The organism is Streptomyces sp. 3214.6, from assembly GCF_900129855.1.
Classification (GTDB): Bacteria; Actinomycetota; Actinomycetes; order Streptomycetales; family Streptomycetaceae; genus Streptomyces; species Streptomyces soliscabiei.
This window is the reverse complement of sequence record NZ_LT670819.1, coordinates 4901328-4920632: the sequence shown is the minus strand read 5'-3', so window position 1 is coordinate 4920632 and position 19305 is coordinate 4901328. Positions and strand designations below refer to the sequence as shown.

12 protein-coding genes and 1 pseudogene are annotated in these 19305 nt (G+C 70.6%); 7 read left to right on the top strand and 6 right to left on the bottom strand.

The window, feature by feature from the left end:
- Window positions 1-76: 76 nt before the first annotated feature.
- A complete protein-coding gene (locus B5557_RS22095) occupies window positions 77-1903 on the bottom strand; it encodes an acyl-CoA dehydrogenase (RefSeq protein ID WP_079661100.1) in 1827 nt (608 codons plus the stop codon).
- A gap of 219 nt (window positions 1904-2122) precedes the next feature.
- Between B5557_RS22095 and B5557_RS22090 the strand changes: the two genes are divergently transcribed.
- The 4 genes from B5557_RS22090 (at window position 2123) to B5557_RS22075 (ending at window position 7127) form a co-directional block, all read left to right on the top strand.
- Window positions 2123-2602, top strand: a complete 480-nt coding sequence (locus B5557_RS22090) for an SseB family protein (protein ID WP_079661099.1) — start codon at window positions 2123-2125, stop codon at window positions 2600-2602.
- A 217-nt stretch (window positions 2603-2819) separates the two neighbouring features.
- The gene (locus tag B5557_RS22085; RefSeq protein WP_173877716.1) at window positions 2820-4763 is read left to right on the top strand and encodes an Ig-like domain repeat protein; all 1944 of its coding nucleotides are present in this window, start codon (window positions 2820-2822) and stop codon (window positions 4761-4763) included.
- Window positions 4764-4880: 117 nt separating this feature from the next.
- Window positions 4881-5861, top strand: a complete 981-nt coding sequence (locus B5557_RS22080; RefSeq protein ID WP_079661097.1) for a pirin family protein — start codon at window positions 4881-4883, stop codon at window positions 5859-5861.
- Window positions 5862-6017: 156 nt separating this feature from the next.
- Window positions 6018-7127, top strand: a complete 1110-nt coding sequence (locus B5557_RS22075) for an AI-2E family transporter (RefSeq protein WP_079661096.1) — start codon at window positions 6018-6020, stop codon at window positions 7125-7127.
- Here the strand turns inward: B5557_RS22075 and B5557_RS22070 are convergent.
- Window positions 7085-9283 (bottom strand): ATP-binding SpoIIE family protein phosphatase, encoded by a 2199-nt coding sequence (locus tag B5557_RS22070; RefSeq protein WP_079661095.1) that lies wholly within the window; start codon window positions 9281-9283, stop codon window positions 7085-7087. The two genes, B5557_RS22075 and B5557_RS22070, sit on opposite strands and share 43 nt — an antisense overlap.
- Before the next feature lie 178 nt (window positions 9284-9461).
- On the opposite strand from B5557_RS22070, the gene aspS reads away from it, so the two are divergent.
- Entirely contained in the window at window positions 9462-11225 is a 1764-nt protein-coding gene (gene aspS / locus B5557_RS22065; protein ID WP_079661094.1) for an aspartate--tRNA ligase, read from the top strand.
- Window positions 11226-11346: 121 nt separating this feature from the next.
- On the opposite strand, the gene B5557_RS22060 is transcribed toward aspS, so the two are convergent.
- Entirely contained in the window at window positions 11347-12555 is a 1209-nt protein-coding gene (locus tag B5557_RS22060; protein ID WP_079661093.1) for a glycosyltransferase family 4 protein, read from the bottom strand.
- 145 nt (window positions 12556-12700) lie between these two features.
- On the opposite strand from B5557_RS22060, the gene B5557_RS22055 reads away from it, so the two are divergent.
- Window positions 12701-16402: an ADP-ribosylglycohydrolase family protein gene (locus tag B5557_RS22055; RefSeq protein WP_159424419.1), complete on the top strand. Its 3702-nt coding sequence runs from the start codon at window positions 12701-12703 to the stop codon at window positions 16400-16402.
- Window positions 16403-16526: 124 nt separating this feature from the next.
- Complete coding sequence (locus tag B5557_RS22050) at window positions 16527-17396, top strand: SIR2 family protein (RefSeq protein WP_143688211.1); 870 nt, start codon at window positions 16527-16529, stop codon at window positions 17394-17396.
- On the opposite strand, the gene nadD is transcribed toward B5557_RS22050, so the two are convergent.
- The 3 genes and pseudogenes from nadD to B5557_RS22035 all read right to left on the bottom strand — a co-directional run bounded on the left by nadD (window position 17372) and on the right by B5557_RS22035 (window position 19256).
- Window positions 17372-17968, bottom strand: coding sequence for a nicotinate-nucleotide adenylyltransferase (gene nadD, locus B5557_RS22045; protein WP_079661090.1), 597 nt, complete (start codon window positions 17966-17968; stop codon window positions 17372-17374). The two genes, B5557_RS22050 and nadD, sit on opposite strands and share 25 nt — an antisense overlap.
- 197 nt (window positions 17969-18165) lie before the next feature.
- Window positions 18166-18843 carry a hypothetical protein gene (locus B5557_RS22040; RefSeq protein WP_079661089.1) on the bottom strand — a complete coding sequence of 226 codons (678 nt, stop codon included), beginning with the start codon at window positions 18841-18843 and terminating at the stop codon, window positions 18166-18168.
- Window positions 18844-18871: 28 nt separating this feature from the next.
- Window positions 18872-19256 (bottom strand): annotated as a pseudogene (locus B5557_RS22035) (PH domain-containing protein).
- Between the last annotated feature and the right edge of the window lie 49 nt (window positions 19257-19305).

Genomic DNA, 19305 nt, shown 5'->3' with positions numbered 1-19305 from the left:
CACCTTAACGACGTACGAAAGCCCGCCCCCGGTGATGGGAGCGGGCTCTCGTGAGGACAGTGTGGAGTGCCGGCTCCTAGAACGCGGCCTCGTCCAGTTCCATCAGGTCAAGCTCGACGTCCGCGGCGATCTTGCGGGCCAGCGTGACGCCCGGCAGGACGTTCGCCGCGAAGAACTTCGCCGCCGCGATCTTGCCGGTGTAGAACGCGCGGTCCTTGGCCGTGGCCGTCTCCAGCTTCTCGGCGGCGACCGCGGCGCCCTTCAGCAGCAGGTAGCCGACGACCACGTCACCCGAGGCCAGCAGCAGGCGGCTGGTGTTCAGGCCCACCTTGTAGATGTTCTTGACGTCCTGCTCGGTGGCCGCGAGGTCGGTCAGCATCAGGCCGACGATGGCCTCCAGCTCGACGGCCGCCTTCGCCAGGTGCTCGCGGGCGCCCGCCAGCTCCTCGCCGCCGGTGCCGAGCGCGAGGAACTTCTTGATGTCCTCGGCGAGGGAGTTCAGTGCCGCGCCCTGGTTGCGGACGATCTTCCGGAAGAAGAAGTCCTGGCCCTGGATCGCGGTGGTGCCCTCGTACAGGGTGTCGATCTTGGCGTCGCGGATGTACTGCTCGATCGGGTACTCCTGCAGGAAGCCGGAGCCGCCGAAGGTCTGGAGCGACTGGGCGAGCTGCTCGTAGCCCTTCTCGGAGCCGTAGCCCTTGACGATCGGCAGGAGCAGGTCGTTCAGGGCCTCCAGCGCCTTGATGTCCTCGCCCGCCGCCTCCTTGACCTGGATCTCGTCCTGGACGGAGGCCGTGTAGAGCACCAGCGCGCGCATGCCCTCCGCGTACGCCTTCTGCGTCATCAGGGAGCGGCGCACGTCCGGGTGGTGGGTGATGGTGACCTTGGGCGCGGACTTGTCCATGAAGTTCGCCAGGTCGGGACCCTGGACGCGCTCCTTGGCGTACTCCAGCGCGTTCAGGTAGCCCGTCGACAGCGTGGAGATCGCCTTCGTGCCGACCATCATGCGGGCGAACTCGATGATGCGGAACATCTGGCGGATGCCGTCGTGCTTGTCGCCGATCAGCCAGCCCTTGGCGGGGTGCTGGTCGCCGAAGGTCATCTCGCAGGTGTTGGACGCCTTGAGGCCCATCTTGTGCTCGACGTTCGTCGCGTACACGCCGTTGCGCTCGCCCAGCTCGCCGGTCTCGAAGTCGAAGAGGTACTTCGGGACGAGGAAGAGTGACAGGCCCTTGGTGCCGGGGCCGTGGCCCTCCGGGCGGGCGAGGACGTAGTGGAGGATGTTCTCCTCCATGTCGTGCTCACCGGAGGTGATGAACCGCTTCACGCCCTCGATGTGCCAGGAGCCGTCCTCCTGCTGGATGGCCTTGGTGCGGCCGGCGCCCACGTCCGAGCCGGCGTCCGGCTCGGTGAGGACCATGGTGGAGCCCCAGCTCTTCTCGACGGCGAGCTGGGCGATCTTCTTCTGTACGTCGTTGCCCTCCTCGAAGAGGATGCCGGCGAACGCGGGGCCCGAGGAGTACATCCAGACGGCCGGGTTGGCGCCCAGGATCAGCTCGGCGAAGGCCCAGATCAGGGAGCGGGGCGAGGTCGTGCCGCCGATCTCCTCGGGCAGGCCGAGCCGCCAGTACTCGGAGTTCATGAAGGCCTTGTAGCTCTTCTTGAAGGACGCGGGAACCGGCGCGGTGTTGGTCTCCGGGTCGAAGACCGGCGGGTTGCGGTCGGCGTCGGCGAAGGACTCCGCCAGCTCGTTCTCCGCGAGGCGGGTCATCTCCTCGAGGATGCTCTTCGCGGTCTCGGTGTCCATCTCCTCGAACGGGCCGGTGCCGTACAGCTTGTCGCGCCCGAGCACCTCGAAGAGGTTGAACTCGATGTCGCGGAGATTCGACTTGTAGTGCCCCATGGCGACGGCTCCGTAGAGAGATTCGGCGAGGCACTGGACCTCGCGCTAGTTCACATACCAACAAGTAGCAAGTACCTACGATGATGCTACCCGCCGGTAATAAGTCGCAACCCCTACTCGTCCAAGTGTGAGAAGGGTCTACTCCGACATCTTCGTATCGACCGATAGTTAAATCGCCCGCCCCTTCGCCGCGCGGCCCGTCTCGGTACGCTTGCGCCCATGTACGGATACGGCCAGCCCATGGACGGCGGTGCTGCGCAACAGCAGTACGCCCCGCCGCAGCAGCAGATGCCCGGCGGCCACGGCGGGTACGGCCAGCAGCCGCTCTATCCGGAGCCGTCCCCGCCGTCCCTCGCGGATGCGGTGCGGGCCTTCACCACCGGGCAGCTCGCCGCGGAGGACTTCCAGCAGGTCTTCGCGACCTCCAAGGTCTACTGCCCGCGCGGCGACAACCCCGGTTTCCTCGCCCTGCACAACACCCAGCAGCCGGTGATCCCGATGTTCACCTCCCTCAAGGAACTGCGCCGGTACGCGGGCAAGGAGTCCAAGTACTTCGTGATCACCGGCGCCGAGGTGATCGACCTGCTGCCCACCGGCTACGGCTTCGTCCTCGACATGGAGGGCGAGCACCGGATGGTGTTCGACGCCAAGGCGGTCGAGCAGATGGTCGAGTTCGCGATGCGGCGGATGTACGGCTGAGCGGTCCCTGCCCTCTGCGACCGTGGTCCCCGGCCCCCTCCCGAGACTCCGAGGTGGGCGGAAATTCCTCCTTGGGTTGTCACAGGCATGCCATAGAGTTGCCCCAGGCAGCCGCGCCCCGTACGACACCGCTCTCACGCGGTCACGTCCGGGTGCCGCGCGGCGCTCTCATCACCCGGACCACCGGGTTCTCTTGTGGGGGTTCATCACTGTGCGCATGCGCAGCACCTCGGCCGCGACAGCACTCGCGGTCCTCGTCAGCTCCGCGGCCCTGAGCATCGCCGCGGCCGGCACCGCCTCGGCCGCCACGGCCGTCCTCACCTCGCCCGTCGGTCTCGTCGCGGACGGCGCGCTCCAGCGCGTCTTCGTGGGCGATCAGGCCAACGGGCGGATCCTGGCCACCGACTACAACGGCACCCTCGTCGGCCTGAACGTCGGCTTCGGCGAGCTCAGCGATCTCGCGCTCTCGGCCGACGGCGCCACCCTCTACGCGGCGCTGCCCGAGACGCACGCGATCGTGGCGCTCGACGCGGCCACTCTGACCGTCAGGTCCACGTACGCCCTCGGCGAGGGCATCCTCCCGCACGACGTCGCCTTCACGGGCGGACGGCTGTGGTTCTCGTACCGCAGCATCGGCGAGGACAACTCCTGGCACGGCAACCTGGGCTCCATCGACCCCACAGCCACCGACCCGGCCACCACCGCGACGCTGGGCCTGCTCCCGGAGGCGGTCACCCCGTACTACAACTCGGGGCTCCTCGACGCCGATCCGTCCGCCCCCGGCCTGCTGACCTACACCGACAGCGGGACCAGCCCCGGCGCGACCAACGTGCTCGACGTCTCGGGCGCCACCCCGCAGGTGGTCGCCAAGAGCGACGCCGGGCGCTCCTTCGCGGACGTCGACCTCGTCCCCGGTACCTCCGAGGTGCTGTGGAACGGCACCCGGCGACTGTCGTACGCCGACGGGGAGATCTCCGAGGGCACGAACCTCTCGGAGACCGGCTGGTTCGGCGACGTCTCGCCGGGCGGCCTGGTCGCGCAGGTCTACGACCGCCACGTGAACGTCTACAAGCCGGGCGCCGCCACGCCGGTGCGCCGCATCGACGCGGGCGACTCGACGATGGGCGAGGTGGCCTGGGCCCCCGACTCCTCGCGGCTGTTCGCCCTGACCGGCACCACGAACAACACCTACACCCTGAAGGCGTTCACCGGCCCGGCGCTCAGCGTGCCGACCCTCACGGCCGACGCCCCCGCCTCCGCGACCCGCGCCAAGCCGCTCACGATCACCGGAAAGATCTCGGCGAGCGTCCCGCTCCCGGCGGGCACGAAGCTCGTGGTCACCCGCACCGACCTGGAGAGCCCGTCCGGCAAGGCGCTGGCGGCCGCCACGGTCAAGGCGGACGGCACGTACTCCGTCACGGACACCCCGCCGGCCGGCGGCACGGTCACGTACACGGTCGCCTACGCCGGCGACGCCGAGCACACCGCGGTCTCGGCCTCCGACAAGGTGGCCGTCTCCCGCGCGGCCGTGGCCCTGACCCTGAACAACAACGGCAAGGTGTACAGCAACGGCGCCGACGTCAAGTTCACGGCGCACCTCGGGGCGACCTACAAGAGCCGCAAGGTCGAGATCTGGTCGGACCCCTACGGGGGTGACGCGCCCAAGAGGCTGATCAAGACCGGCACGGTCAACTCCGTCGGCAACCTCGTCGCGACCGTCGACATGACCCGCGACACGACGGTCACCGCGGTCTTCGCGGGCGACGCCCGCTACGCCCCGAAGAGCGTGAAGGTCACGGCATACGCCCGGGTCAACGTCTCCACCGCCGTCTCCAAGCACTACAAGACGGCCAGGATCGGCTCGACGTCGTACTACTGGTTCCACAAGAACACCGCCCCGGTCATCACCACGGCCATGTCCTACTACCCCGGCCGCAAGCAGCGCCTCGAGCTGCAGGTCTACTTCCAGGGCGCCTGGTACACGACGGGCTCGGAGTACTTCGCCCTCGCTCCGAACGGGAAGTCGGCCGTGAACCTCGGTGCCCCCGGTGAGTCCGGCATCAAGGCCCGTGTGCGCTCGTCGTACGTCGACGGCGCGTCCGGCGACAGCGCGAACGCGACGACGATCGGGGCCTGGAAGTACCTGTACTTCAGCAACTGACCCGTCTGAACAACGGCGGAGCCCGGAGGGAATGTCCTCCGGGCTTTCGTCGTTGTGGGTGGCAGAAAGTTCAATGCTCAACTAAACTCGGATGCACGTCGCCCTAGGAGGTCGGACATGCCCGCAGTGACCATCGACAACCCGCTGACCCTGCCCCGCGTCACCGCAGCGGCGGACGCGGTGGCACGTCCCGTGCTCACCGTCACGACCGCGCCCAGCGGATTCGAGGGCGAGGGCTTCCCGGTGCGCCGCGCGTTCGCCGGGATCAACTACCGCCACCTCGACCCGTTCATCATGATGGACCAGATGGGCGAGGTGGAGTACGCGCCGGGCGAGCCGAAGGGCACGCCCTGGCATCCGCACCGCGGCTTCGAGACCGTCACCTACATCATCGACGGCATCTTCGACCACCAGGACAGCCAGGGCGGCGGCGGCACCATCACCAACGGCGACACCCAGTGGATGACGGCCGGCTCGGGCCTCCTCCACATCGAGGCGCCGCCGGAGTCGCTGGTCATGTCCGGCGGTCTCTTCCACGGTCTCCAGCTGTGGGTGAACCTGCCGGCGAAGGACAAGATGATGGCGCCGCGCTACCAGGACATTCGCGGCGGCAACGTCCAGCTGCTCACCACCCCCGACGGCGGCGCGCTCCTGCGGGTCATCGCCGGTGAACTGGACGGCCACCAGGGCCCCGGCATCACGCACACCCCGATCACGATGATCCACGCGACGCTGGCGCCGGGCGCGGAGGTCACACTGCCGTGGCGGGAGGACTTCAACGGCCTCGCGTACGTCCTGGCGGGCAAGGGCTCGGTCGGTGCCGAGCGCCGTCCGATCCACCTGGGCCAGACGGCGGTCTTCGGCGCCGGCGGTTCGCTGACCGTCCGCGCGGACGAGAAGCAGGACTCCCACACCCCGGACCTGGAGGTCGTGCTGCTGGGCGGCCAGCCGATCCGTGAGCCGATGGCTCACTACGGCCCGTTCGTCATGAACACCAAGGACGAGCTGCAGCAGGCGTTCGAGGACTTCCAGAAGGGCCGACTGGGCACGATCCCGGCGGTGCACGGGATGACGGAGGGCGGCCCGCAGACCGCCTGAGTCCCGGTAGCTCACGAGCAGGCCCGAAGCCGCAACTCCGTTTTGCGACTTCGGGCCTGTCTTGTGTCGGTGCGAATCTGCGCCAAAGTGACGAACCGTCACCCGTGCGGGTGGTCCCCGCAGGACAGCTCTCCGACCCCGTGATGCGCTGGAGCCGTGCACCTGCTCCCCGTCCCCGTTCGCAGGCTGGCTGCCTGGTGTGCCGTCGTCCTGCTTGTTTCCGGCGTCGGGTACGTGGGGATTCGGCTCTGTTCGGAATTGCGGGCAGCCGTCACGCCCGTGTTGCTCGCGTTGCTCGGGACCGCACTGCTCGGGCCGTTGTATCGGCAGCTGGTCAAGGCGGGGGTGCCTCGGGCGGTGGCGGCCGGGCTCACCTGTGTCGCCGTGGTCGGTGTGGTGGGCGGGGCTGTCTATATCGTCGTCGCTGCCCTGGTCGACACCGGGGATCAGATCATCGCCTCGTTGAAGGACGCGGGGCAGGATCTCGCCCGGCGGTTCGGCGCTGCCGGGACCTCGCTCGACGATCTCGCCTCCAACGCCAAGGAGCTGCTGACCAAGTTCGGCGGGACGGCCGCGTCCAATGTCATCAGCGGGGTGAGCATCGTCGGGGAGAGCATCGCCCTTGCTGTGCTTGCCCTGTTCCTCGTCTTCTTCTTTCTACGGGACTCGCATCGGTTCGTCGGCGTGCTGCGTTCCGTCGCCCCCGGGGGGAGTGCCGACATCCTGGAGGCCATCGCCCGGCGGGCCTTCCGGGCCGTCGAGGGGTTCATGCGGGGGACCACCTTCATCGCCTTCATCGACGCCGTCTGTATCACCGTCGGGCTGCTCGTCCTCGATGTGCCGGGTGCCGTCGGGCTCGGTGCGCTTGTCTTCGTCGGCGCGTACGTCCCCTATCTCGGCGCCTTCATCTCGGGTGCCGTCGCCGTGCTGGTCGCGCTCGCCGACCGGGGGTTCGTCATCGCGCTGTGGGCGCTCGGGGTGGTGCTCGCCGTGCAGGTGCTGGAGGGGCATGTGCTGCAGCCGGTGATCCAGAGCCGGACCGTGCAGATGCACCCGGCGGTGGTGATGGTCGCCATCACCGCCGGGGCCTCGGTGGCAGGCGTGCTGGGCATGCTCCTCGCCGTGCCGGTCACGGCCGCCGCCTTCGGGGTGGCGTACGAGCTGCGTGAGCGTTACGGCCCGCCCGATCAGCCCGATCAGCCCGGTCGGCCCGGTCAGCCCGGTCAGCCCGGTCGGCCTGAATCCCCTGAGTCGCCGGGCTCGTAGATTTCGAACCAGATGCTCTTGCCCTCGCCCCTCGGCGCCACGCCCCATGTGTCCGCGAGCAGTTCGATGAGGACCAGGCCGCGGCCCGAGGAGGCCAGTTCGCCGGGGCGGCGCTTGTGGGGGAGGTCGTCGCTGGTGTCGGTGACCTCAATGCGGAGCCGACGCTCGCCCGGCGCGCCGGTGACCTCGGCGACGAGCAGCGCGTCGGCGTCGGTGTGGACGAGGACGTTGGTCAGGGTCTCGGAGACGAGCAGAACCGCCGAGTCGACCTGGTCCACGCAGGTCCAGTCGTGCAGCAGCTCGCGCAGTTGCTGCCGGGCCACGGCGATCCGCTCGGGCTCGGCCTGCGCGACCGTCAGCATCGAGCGGCGCACGGGCCGCCGGACCGGGACGGAAGCAGCCGATGAACCCGGGCCGCCGCCGTCCTCGCCCTGGCGGCACAGGAGCAGGAGGGCGATGTCGTCCTCGCGGCGGTCCACCAGGGGGCCCGTGGTGTGGTGGGAGGAGGGCCCGTGCACCGCCTGGACCAGGGCGTCGGCCAGCTCCTCCAAATCCCCGTCATGCGCCTCCAGGATCTTGCGGATGCGCCGCCAGCCCGTGTCGAGGTCGTGGCCACCGGTCTCCAGCAGACCGTCGGTGCACAGCATCAGCGCCTCGCCGGGTTCCAGGGTGAGCCGGGTGGTGGGGTAGTCGGCGTCCGGGTCGATGCCGAGCGGGAGTCCGCCGGCCGTGGCGCGGACCAGGACCGTGCCGTCTGCCATCCGGATCGCCGGGTCCAGATGGCCGGCCCGCGCCGCCTCCAGGACCCCTGTCTCCGGGTCCACCTCGATGTACAGGCAGGTCGCGAAGCGCAGACCGGCACCGTCGCCGTCCTCGCCGCCCTCGTCGTTCTCGCCGTTCGCGGCGTGGTTGATGCCGTGGAAGAAGCCGGAGGCGCGGGAGAGGACGGCATCGGGGCGGTGCCCCTCGGACGCGTACGCCCGCAGTGCGATGCGCAGCTGGCCCATGAGGCCCGCCGCGCGGACATCGTGGCCCTGGACGTCCCCTATGACCAGCGCGAATCTGCCTCCTCCGGAGGGGGTGCCGCCGGGCAGCGGGATCATGTCGTACCAGTCGCCGCCGACCTGGAGGCCGCCGCCGGTCGGTATGTAGCGGGCGGCGAGGGTCATGCCCGGTATCTCGGGGCCGAGGGTCGGGAGCATGGAGCGTTGCAGGCCGTCGGTCAGCTCGCGCTGGGTCTCCGCCGCGCCCGCGCGGGTCAGCGCCTGGGCGAGCATCCGCGCGACCGTCGTGAGCACGGATCGCTCGTCCGGGGTGAACGCCACCGGGTAGGCGAAGCCGGCCATCCAGGCGCCCATCGTGCGGCCGGCCACCGTCAGCGGCAGGAACGCCCACGACTGGCGGCCGAAGTGGGAGGCCAGCGGCCAGGTGAGCGGGTAGCGCTCCTTGTACCGCTCGGGGGAGGACAGATACACGGCCCGGCCGGTGCGCACGACCTCGGCGGCCGGATAGTCCGTATGGATGGACATCTGGGTGAAGGGACCCTCGTCGCCGGGCTGCTGCCCGTGGTGGCCGATGATCGTCAGCCGGTCGCCCGTGACGCCGAAGACAGCCAGCCCGTCCGGTGAGAAGCCCGGCATCGACAGGCCCGCCGCGACCCTGAGGACCTCCTCCGTGGACCGTGCCTCCGCCAGCGCCCGGCCCGCGTCCAACAGGAACGCCTCCCGCGCCCGCCGCCAGTCACCGGTGACGGCGGTACGCCCGGCGGGGGTCCCCGGGCGGGGCTCCGTGACCTCCTGGAGGGTGCCGATCAGCTCGTACGCCTTCTTCACCTTGTCGAAGGACGGCTTGGACCGGCTGCGGACGACCCGGACGACCCGCCCCCGGTCGTCCATGATCCGGATGCGTACCTCGGCGAGGGTGCCCTCGGCGACGGCGAGCGGGATCACTCCGGTGATCTCGTTCCAGTCCACGGGGTGCAGCCGGGCTCGGGTCTGGGCCTCGGTGAGGACCGTCTCCTCGGCGGGCAGCCCGAGCAGCCGGGCTGCCTCGGCATCGACCGTGACCAGTCCGGTGGCGGTGCTCCAGTGCCACAGGCCGGTCGCGAGGGAGGCCAGGACCTCCCCCACGGCGGGCAGAGGCTCGCCAGTGCGCATTGCCCCACTTTAAGAACATGTGATCGACAAGTGCCACTGATCGCCGCACCGGTATTGAGGGGAGGTGATCAGTGACTGCCCGGTACCCTGGGGGTTGTTTCACGTGAAACGTGCCCTGTTAACGTGCTCTGTTTCACGTGAAACGTGCCCCCGATCCGCGAAGACTGGATGAACGACGATGCATCGGTACAGGTCCCACACCTGCGGCGAGCTCCGCGCCTCTGACGTCGGCACCGACGTCCGGCTGAGCGGCTGGCTGCACAATCGGCGCGACCTGGGCGGCATCCTCTTCATCGATCTGCGCGACCACTACGGCATCACGCAGCTCGTGGCCCGTCCGGGCACCCCCGCGTACGAGGCTCTCGACAAGCTGACCAAGGAGTCGACGGTCCGCGTCGACGGCAAGGTCGTCTCGCGCGGCACAGAGAACGTCAACGCGGACCTGCCGACCGGCGAGGTCGAGGTCGAGGTCGGCGAGGTCGAGCTGCTGGGCGCCGCCGCCCCGCTGCCGTTCACGATCAACACCGAGGACGGGGTCAACGAGGAGCGGCGGCTGGAGTACCGCTTCCTGGACCTGCGCCGTGAGCGCATGCACCGCAACATCATGCTGCGGACGGCGGTCATCTCGGCCATCCGGCACAAGATGACGGCGCTGGGCTTCAACGAGATGGCGACGCCGATCCTGTCCGCGACCTCCCCGGAGGGCGCGCGTGACTTCGTTGTGCCGTCCCGGCTGAACCCGGGCAAGTTCTACGCCCTCCCCCAGGCGCCGCAGCAGTTCAAGCAGCTGCTGATGATCTCGGGCTTTGACCGCTACTTCCAGATCGCCCCCTGTTTCCGTGACGAGGACGCGCGTGCGGACCGTTCGCCGGGCGAGTTCTACCAGCTCGACGTCGAGATGAGCTTCGTCGAGCAGGAGGACGTCTTCCAGCCGATCGAGAAGCTCATGACGGAGCTGTTCGAGGAGTTCGGCAATGGCCGTCACGTCACCTCGCCGTTCCCGCGGATCCCGTTCCGCGAGTCGATGCTGAAGTACGGCTCCGACAAGCCGGACCTCCGTGCCCAGCTGGAGCTCGTCGACATCACCGACATCTTCGAGGGCTCGGAGTTCAAGGCCTTCGCCGGCAAGCACGTGCGCGCGCTGCCCGTGCCGGACGTCTCCGCGCAGCCCCGGAAGTTCTTCGACCAGCTCGGTGACTTCGCGGTCTCGCAGGGCGCGAAGGGCCTGGCCTGGGTGCGCGTCGCCGAGGACGGCTCGCTGACCGGCCCGATCGCGAAGTTCCTGACCGAGGAGAACGTCGCCGAACTGACCAAGCGCCTGTCGCTGGCCGCCGGTCACGCGGTGTTCTTCGGCGCGGGCGAGTTCGACGAGGTCTCGAAGATCATGGGCGCGGTGCGGGTCGAGGCCGCCAAGCGCGCCGGACACTTCGAGGAGGGCGTCTTCCGGTTCTGCTGGATCGTCGACTTCCCGATGTACGAGAAGGACGAGGAGACCGGCGCGATCGACTTCTCGCACAACCCGTTCTCGATGCCGCAGGGCGGCCTGGAGGCTTTGGAGACCCAGGACCCGCTGGACATCCTGGGCTGGCAGTACGACATCGTCTGCAACGGCGTCGAGCTGTCCTCCGGCGCGATCCGGAACCACGAGCCGGAGATCATGCTCAAGGCGTTCGAGATCGCGGGCTACGACCGGGAGACCGTCGAGGAGAAGTTCGCCGGCATGCTGCGCGCCTTCCGCTTCGGCGCCCCGCCGCACGGCGGCATCGCGCCGGGCGTCGACCGCATCGTCATGCTCCTCGCGGACGAGCCGAACATCCGCGAGACGATCTCCTTCCCGCTCAACGGCAACGCCCAGGACCTGATGATGGGCGCGCCGACGGAGCTGGAGGAGGCCCGGCTGAGGGAGCTGCACCTGTCGGTGCGCAAGCCGCAGCCGAAGTAGCGGGCAAGCAGTCGCCGCGTAGCTGAAGCCGAATGGGAAAGTGGCCCGGAACCGACGTCGGTTCCGGGCCACTTTCCCATTCCCCGGCAACTGACAGCCCGGCCCCGGCCGTCGGTGCAGCTCATACAGGGCTCTCCCCCGCCACCTCCCCCACCACCTCCCCCACCATCTGCCCAACCAGATCTCCCACTGCCTCCTCCAGCACCTGTCGCACCGCCCCCGCCACCCGCTCCGGCGCGTAGGTCGCCCGTGTCCGCGCGCTGTGGCGGTGGGCGGTGCGCCGGCGTCGGTCGGGGTCGGTGACGAGGGCGCACAGTCGGTCGGCGACGTCCTCGGGGCGGTCGTAGAGCACGTCGGGGTCGCCGGCCGCGATCTCCGGATAGGCGCCGGTCGCGGGCAGGAGCGGGCAGTTTCCGGTGGCCATGGCCTCCAGGGTGGCCACGCCGAGGCTCTCGTGGAGGGCGGTGCTGACCTGGATGTCGGACCGCCACAGGGTGCGGAAGTAGTCGTCGAGGGAAAGGTCCTCGCCCAGCGTGACCCGGCCGGGATACCGGCGGCCGAGCTCCCGCAGGGCCGCGCCGCCCGGTGCGGTGGCGGGGAAGTGCCGGGTGACGATGATGCGGGCGGAGGTGCGGCGCAGCACCTCATGGGCGGCGGCGACGAAGAGTTCCGGCCGTTTCGCGGGAATGGGGGCGTGGTTGAAGACGATGGTGACGGGCCCGCCGTCCTCCCCGTCGGTCGGGCGGCCGGCGTCGATGCGGGCGAGGTCGAGGGGTAGGCCGACCGGGCGCAGTCGGGCGGTGAGCTCCTTCGCGGCGACGGGGCCGGCTTCGTTCACTGACGTCAGCAGGGTCCGGTGCAGGTAGTCGCTGACCAGCAGCACTCGGTCGGCGGCGAGCAGGTTGCCCAGGTCGGCCCAGCGCAGCCGGGGATAGCGCTCGAACCGGAACAGGTCGGTGGGGTCCCAGTGGGTGCCGTGCGTGTAGGTGACCAGAGGGAGGCGGACGCCGGAGTCGTCGAGGATGCGGCGCAGATCGCAGGTGAACGGCCAGAAGGCGTGAAAGGCGAGCACGACGTCGTACCGGGCCCCGGACCGAGCCTGCTCCCGGCTGCCGCTGGCGCCGATCGCCGTCTCGAAGGCCTCCAGGCAGCGGGCCGTCCAGGCGGTCTGGCGCGCGGTGGGCGCGATGTCGAGGACGTCGACGTCGACGCCGTGTGACGCGAGGCCGTGGACGAGGGCGTCGGCGCAGGTCACCCCGAACCCCATGGCGTCGCTGGCGCGGGCCCGCCCGCTGCCGGGCATCTGCGTGAACGTCGGAACGAAGAGCACTCTCAACCGGCCACCTCGCAGCTGAAGGGGGGCGCTCGCGCGCCGTTTCCGTGCGGTTCCGCGCGTTTCCGTGCGACGAGTGCCGTCTCCCCGCCGGGCCTTTCCGGCGGTAACCTCACCCGTGGCTGTGACGGGGGGAGGGGCCTTGTCGATTTTCGATGACACGAACCGGGCTCGACGATCGGCGGTACGGATCTTCGCGGACCGGTACGAACTCAGTCGCCGTTTCATAGAACGGGTCAACGAGGATCCGCCGCCGCGAACGATCACATTTTATTGGGCGGTCGGCGGAGCCGGAAAGACGTCCCTGTTACGCCTGTTCGAAAGCAGATGCTGCCGTCGGCTCCCCGCCGAGCAGTGGGAACGGCTGCGCACGGTCCCGGACGAGCACTTCGTGGACACGCTCGACGCGACGCCCGGCGGGGCGACCATCCCGCACGCGTTTCTCGACTTCGGCGCCGCGCCGTCCGGGGAGAACCGCCCCCAGGAAAGTTTCAGCGCTCTTTTCATGCTGAAACGGCAGCTCGAGCGATACGGGATCCGGACGCCCGGATTCGACTTCGCGGCGATCGCCTATCTCCACAAGTCGGGAGCGGACGTCCGGTCGTTGATCGAGGACGTCTTCCCGCGATCCGAACTGGCCTTCGCCGCCGTCGTGGCGGACGCCCTGCTGCAGGTTCCCGCCTTCCAGATCGGCACCGCGCTGGTGGAGTCCGTTCGGGGCCGGCTGTCCGGTCTGCTGGAGCAGCGCCGCATCCGCAGGCATGTCCCACGGGAGGTGATCGCCGAGGTCATGGCGTTGCCGCCCGACCCCGATCTCGCCGACCAGCTACCGCGGTTCTTCGCCATGGATCTGCGGGCGGCCCTGGCGTCCCGGCGCGGCCCGCAGCGGATCGCGCTGCTCTTCGACACGTATGAGGCGTTCGCGGGCGAGGTCGCCCAAACCGGCCATCCCCTCCTCGTCGACACCGCGGGACCCCGCTGGATCCGGACCCTGCTCGGCAATCTGCCGCTGGGCGACGGCGTCATGGTGGTGATGGCCGGGCGCACCCCGCCGCGCTGGCACGAGGCGTTCCTCGACCCGATCCCCGAGGAGTACGTCGAACTCGTCCCGCTGGGTCCGCTGCACGCCGGCTTCGCCGACCGCTATCTGGCCGAGTCCGGCGTCGACGATCCCGAGCTGCGCGCGGCGCTCGTCGGGTACGCGTCCGTCGAACCGGACCAGGTGCACCCGCTCGTGCTCGCGCTGTGCGCGGACGTGGCGCTGGCCGCGGCGGCCGAGGGCCACCCGTTGCGCGCCGCGGAACTCGCGAACACCCGTGAACTCCTCGCCAAGGAACGGGAGTTGGCGGCACGGCTGCTGTCCAGGGTCGGGCCCGACGTCGTCGAGGCGGTTCTCGCGGTCGCCGCCGCCCGCTCCTTCGACCGGGAGATCTTCGACCACCTGGGCAGCCGGCTGGACTTCCCGACCTCGACGGCGATATTCCGCCGGGTCACCGGTTTCTCGTTCGTGACCCCCTACCGGGAGGAGGGCTCGGCCGGACGGTTCGCCGTGCACGCGCTGTTGCGCAGGGCGCTGTCGCGGATCGACGCCGGGGCGAGTTCCCAGGCCCACGCCACCCTGGCTGCCTACTATGGCGCCATGCCCGCCGACGACTTCACCGCACGGCTGGAGCGCATCTACCACCGCGGCAGGCTGGACGCGGCCGAGGGCATGCGCGAGTGGCGTACGGAGATGGAGCGCGCGCTGGCCACCAGCCGCTTCGACCGCTGCCGGGCCCTGATCGTCCTGCACGGCAGCCTGGAACCGGCGCCGGGGCCGCTGGCCCAGGCCTGCGCCTACCTTCTCGCCAAGGGCGAGATCGCGCTCGGCCACTGGGAACAGGCCGAACAGGTGCTGGCCGGCCTCCCCCAGGACGGCGCCCACGCACTCCTGCTGAGGGCCGACCTCGCGTTCGTGCGCGGCGACTTCGACAAGGCGATGGACTGCTCCGCCGAGGCGCTGACCCGGACGGCCGACGGCGACGCGGCCCGCCTGCCGATCCTCTACCGGGCGGCCGAACTCCGCCTGTTCCTGGGCAGGTTCGACGAGGGCCGGACGATGACGGAGGAGGGCCTGCGCCTCCTGGGCGGCGAGGACGACGGCAACAACGGCGACAACGGCGACAACGGCAACAACGGTGGCAACGGCGGCGATCCCAACCAGCTCTGCCGCTGGCACGTCCTCCGCGCCGAGCTGGAGTTCTTCTCCGGCGGGATGGACGAGGCGAAGGAGCAGCTGCGACTCGCGCGCGAGCAGCTCGAAAGTCTGCCCGAGGCGGAGTGGGACCCGGTGAGCCACGCCAACCTGCGGGTGGACGAGGCCGTCGTCGCCGAGGCGGACGACCGTCCGCTGGACGCCCGCGCGGGGCAGGGCGACGCGCTGCGGATCCGCCGTGCCATAGCGGACGCCCGGGGCGCCGCCCATGCCACGAACGGGCTCGGTCTCGCCGCGCTCCAGCTGGCGCAGCCCGCCGAGGCGGAGCGCTACTTCACCGAGGCGGCCGTCGCCGCCCGCGACCTGGGCGAGGAGCTCCTGCTCGCCAAGACGGCACGCGGTCGCGCCGAGGCCGCCGTCCTCGACGGCCGGCTCGCCGACGCGGAGCGGCTCGCCGAGCAGGCCCTGAGCGAGTTCGAGCGGCTCGGCGTGCCCTACGACGTCGTCCACGGCCGGATCACGAAGTCCCGTGTGCAGCGCGTCCGCGGCGGGGGTGGCGACGCGGCGTGGCTGGCCACCGTGGAGGAGGTTCGTCAGGCCATCGAACGCGACAGCTTCCGCAGCCTCTACCTGCGTTGCCCCGAGGTCTGTCCGCCCGACGCCCGCCGGGTCGCGGGTGCCCTGCGCGCGTTCGCGGCGGGGGACGCGCTGGGCGTGCCGTGGGAGGGGAAGCATCCGTCGACGATCGACCGGGCCCGGGTGGCGGAGTTGCCGGCCGCGGAGTGGGAGGGCGACTGGCCGCGCGGCTGCACCTCGGACGACACCGAGCAGACGCTGCTGGTGGCGGGCTACCTGGTGGACGTCGCCGACGGGGGCGCCGCAGCGGCCGCCGGGGCGTCCAGGGTCTCCCCGGAGGGGTTTCTCGCGCTGCTCGCCGAGCGGGCCGCGGCCGGCATGCGCGGCATCGGCCCCACGACGACGGCGGCCCTGGACCACTTCCGCGCCACCGGCCGCCCTCCTCGGTCGGCGCCGTCCGGCCGACGCGGTACCAACGGCGCGGCGATGCGCGTCCTGCCGGTGGGCTGGGCCGTCCCCGTCTCGCGTCCCGACCTGCGTCGCCGCCACGCCGTAGCGCTGGCCAGGGCGACGCACACCGACGAGGAGTCCATCGCCGCGGCCTGTGTGATGGCCGCGCTGGCCGCCTGGTCCGTGGAGTCCGTACGCCTGGACGCCGTCCTGGACGCCGGCCGTGAGGAGGCCGAGTGGGCCCTCGGTCACTTCACCGGCGCGGCCGGCGTACGCGAGTTCCTCGACGCGTTGGACGGCCGCTGGCGACCACCGGCCGAGGGCATCGGCCTCGCGGCGGGGGAGACGATCGCGGCGGTGGCCCACGTCCTCGCGGAGGCGGCGGCAGGCGAGACCCTGTCCGACGCCCTGCTGCGGGCCGTCCTCCTCGGCGGCGACACGGACACGGTGGCGGCCCTGGCCGGCGGCATCCTGGGCGGCCGCGCCCCGGAGGCAGCGACGGACCTGCCCTGGTGGCCGCTGGTCCGCTTCGAGGAGGAGCCGGAAGCGGAACGCCTGGCCGGCGGGTTGGCGGGGGCACGACGCGGGGCGTATCGGTCGGGAACGGGAGCGGGGGGTTCGTGAACAGGCGGTTCGTGAACAGGCGGTTCGTGCGGGCGAGGGGCGGGTTACGGGAGCGGTCGCCGGACGGGGGTCGGCGGTTGTGACCGGGGTGCCTGAGGCAGCTGGGGTGCCCGGGATCCCCGATGTGCCTGGGATCCCCGACTCCATGGGGCTGTTGGTGCGGGGAATCGCCGAGTGCCGAAGGCCGGTGGCGGTGTTGGCCGGGGCGGGGGTGTCCGCGTCGGCGGGGGTGTCGACCGGGCAGGAGTTGCTCAGGGGGATCGCCGCGCGGCACGGCGAGGTGATCGACGGGGACCCCGTCGCCTGGTATCTCGGTCGGCACGGCGCGTTCCCCAACTACATCCGCATGCTGCAGAGCGAAGGCGACGTCTCCCACGACACCCTCGCCCTCCCGACCAGCCACTTCGACCGGCAGCCCGACGGCGGCCCCACGCGCCCCACACCCGCCCACCGCGCCCTGGCCTCGCTGGTCGCCGCCGGCCACCTGCGCGGCCCCGTCCTGACGACCAACTTCGACCGCCTGCTGGAAACGGCGCTCGGCGAGGCGGGGGTGCGCGTCGAGGTCGCCCTGGAACTCGAGGGGATCGCGGCGGCCACGCAGCGCCTCGCCGCCGACGAGACCCTCGCGCACGTCTGCGAGCTGGTCAAACTCCACGGCGACTACCTCGACATCCGCATCCGCGACACCTCGTGCGGCTTCGCCACCTATCACCCCGTCATCGAGACCTTCCTCCAGACCGTGCTGGACCACTGCGATCTGCTGGTCTGCGGCTGGTCGGCGAGCTGGGACATCCCCCTGCGCCAGGCCCTGGAGCGGACCGCACACCCCGGCCGGCGCACGTTCTGGCTCCAGTGCGGTCCCCCGACGGACCCGGCGCTGCGCGTGATGCGGGCCCGCGCCGCTCTGGTCGTCCCGGTCACCGAGTCCGACGCGGGCCTGACGGAACTGGCGAGACTGGCGGCACCGGCTCAGCCGCCGGGCCGGCCGACGTAGAGGCCGCGCTCGGCGATGTACGCGGCGACGCCGTCCGGGACCAGGTAGCGGACGGGGCGGCGGTCACGTACGCGGGCGCGTATCTGGGTGGAGGAGATCCGCCATGGCGACGCGGGAACGGGATCGTACGTCCCGGAGCGGGGCAGTCGGGCGGGGTCCGGCACGTGGTCGGCCCGTCCGACGACGATCAGCCGGGCCAGCCGGGGTATCGCCTCGGCCTGGTACCACTGCGCCATTCCCTCGGCGGTGTCGGTTCCGACGATGAGGAACAGCTCGGCGGCGGGCCCGAGCGTGCGGCGCAGCTCCCGGAGCGTGGGCACGGTGTAACTCGGCCCCGGCCGGTCGACCTCCAGCCGGCTGACGGAGAGCAGCGGGTCGGGCCGGCAGGCGATCTCCGCCATGGTGAACCGGTCGGTGGACGGCGACACCCCGCGCGGATCCTTGTGACAGGGCTCGCCGGTGGGCACCAGCACGACGTGGTCGAGGCCGCACGCGGCGGCGGCCATGGCGGCGTTGTGGAGATGGGCGTGGTGTATCGGATCGAACGTTCCCCCCATGATGCCGATCCGCATGCCGGCGCACCCCCCAATGCGTCCGCTCCCCAACGCGCCCTGCTCATCCTGAGTTTGACGACAGGTCACCACACGTCCGGGCTACGGTAGCGCGCCGGGCCGACGGTGTGCGGCGGAGGGGAATCGCTCGGGCGTCACCCTTCTCGGAAACCGGGGTTCCATGGGGTTCATGATCACGCTGCTGGCCAGAGGGCGTCTCACTCGTCCGGTGACGCCCCCTCCTCCAGCAGGCGTTCCGCGATGTCCGTCGACCAGGACTGGGCCCAGGCCCGCAGCTCGGCGATGTCGGGTTCCGTCAGGCCGTACTCCGTGAACGCGGTGTCCGGGTAGTGGTCGGTGCCCTCCAGCCGGGTCTGGAAGGTGGGCAGGTCGAAGTCGTCGCGGGCATGGCGGCGGGCCAGTTCCTCCAGGTCGGGGTGGGTGAAGCGGGCGGCCGCGGCCCGCGCGTCGATCAGGTCGACGGCCAGCCCGCGGTCGTACAGCGCCCGGATCTTCGTGCCCACCGCGTCCTGGAGGCTGAGCGTGGGCCCGTACGACGTCGGGACGGGCGGGCTCCAAAAGGTTTCCTTGTGCAGGGCCAGATGGAGGATCGTGTCGCCGGTGCGGTCCCGTACGGTCAGGTGTGCGAACAGTAGGTCCGTGTCCTGGAGTGTCGCCTCGTGACGGTCCCCGGAGGTGAGCGCGGCGCTCAGCGTCTCGGCGAGTTGGGGCATCGGCTCCGCGCTCTCCGTCGCCAAGTCCACGTTGCCGTGCGGGCGTTGAAGCAGCCCGTGCGCCTGGAGGGCGTAACCGCCGGCCAGCGCCCACGAGGCCGTGGGCGTGGCCGCGTCGAAAACCTCGGCGAGGAGCCGCAGATGGGGTTGGAGAAGGTCCACCCCGTAGTCGTAGCAGCCCCCGGCGGTGTTACTTCGCCACGAACTGCGTCAGGATCGCCTGCACCTCGTAGATGTCCACGCCCTTCGTGAACGTCTTCTCGATCGGCACCGACGAGCCGGAGACCCAGATCTTCAGCTCGGCGTCCAGGTCGAAGGTGCCGGCGGTCTCCACCGCGATGGGGGTCCCCCCTCTGGGGGAGGGTGATGCTGCGGTACGGGATGGAGTGGTACTCCGTCTTCTTGCCGGTGATCCCCTGCTTGTCGACCAGGATCAGCCGCCGGTCCGTGAACATGATGGTGTCGCGGATCAGCAGGTAGGCGGCCTGTACGTGCTCGCCCTGGCCCAGCAGACGCGCGTAGTCCTGCTGCGCCTGACCGGCGTCGATCGGATGCGCGTTCCCGAAGAGCGCCATGGACGGTCCCCCCCAATTTCGTCCCCATGGACGGCGTTTGCCCCCCTCG

Coding starts and splice junctions, on each gene's coding strand:
- aspS (WP_079661094.1), top strand. CDS start 9,462: ATGCATCGGTACAGGTCCCACACCTGCGGCGAGCTCCGCGCCTCTGAC.
- B5557_RS22090 (WP_079661099.1), top strand. CDS start 2,123: ATGTACGGATACGGCCAGCCCATGGACGGCGGTGCTGCGCAACAGCAG.
- B5557_RS22070 (WP_079661095.1), bottom strand. CDS start 9,283: ATGCGCACTGGCGAGCCTCTGCCCGCCGTGGGGGAGGTCCTGGCCTCC.
- B5557_RS22095 (WP_079661100.1), bottom strand. CDS start 1,903: ATGGGGCACTACAAGTCGAATCTCCGCGACATCGAGTTCAACCTCTTC.
- nadD (WP_079661090.1), bottom strand. CDS start 17,968: ATGCGGATCGGCATCATGGGGGGAACGTTCGATCCGATACACCACGCC.
- B5557_RS22085 (WP_173877716.1), top strand. CDS start 2,820: ATGCGCAGCACCTCGGCCGCGACAGCACTCGCGGTCCTCGTCAGCTCC.
- B5557_RS22080 (WP_079661097.1), top strand. CDS start 4,881: ATGCCCGCAGTGACCATCGACAACCCGCTGACCCTGCCCCGCGTCACC.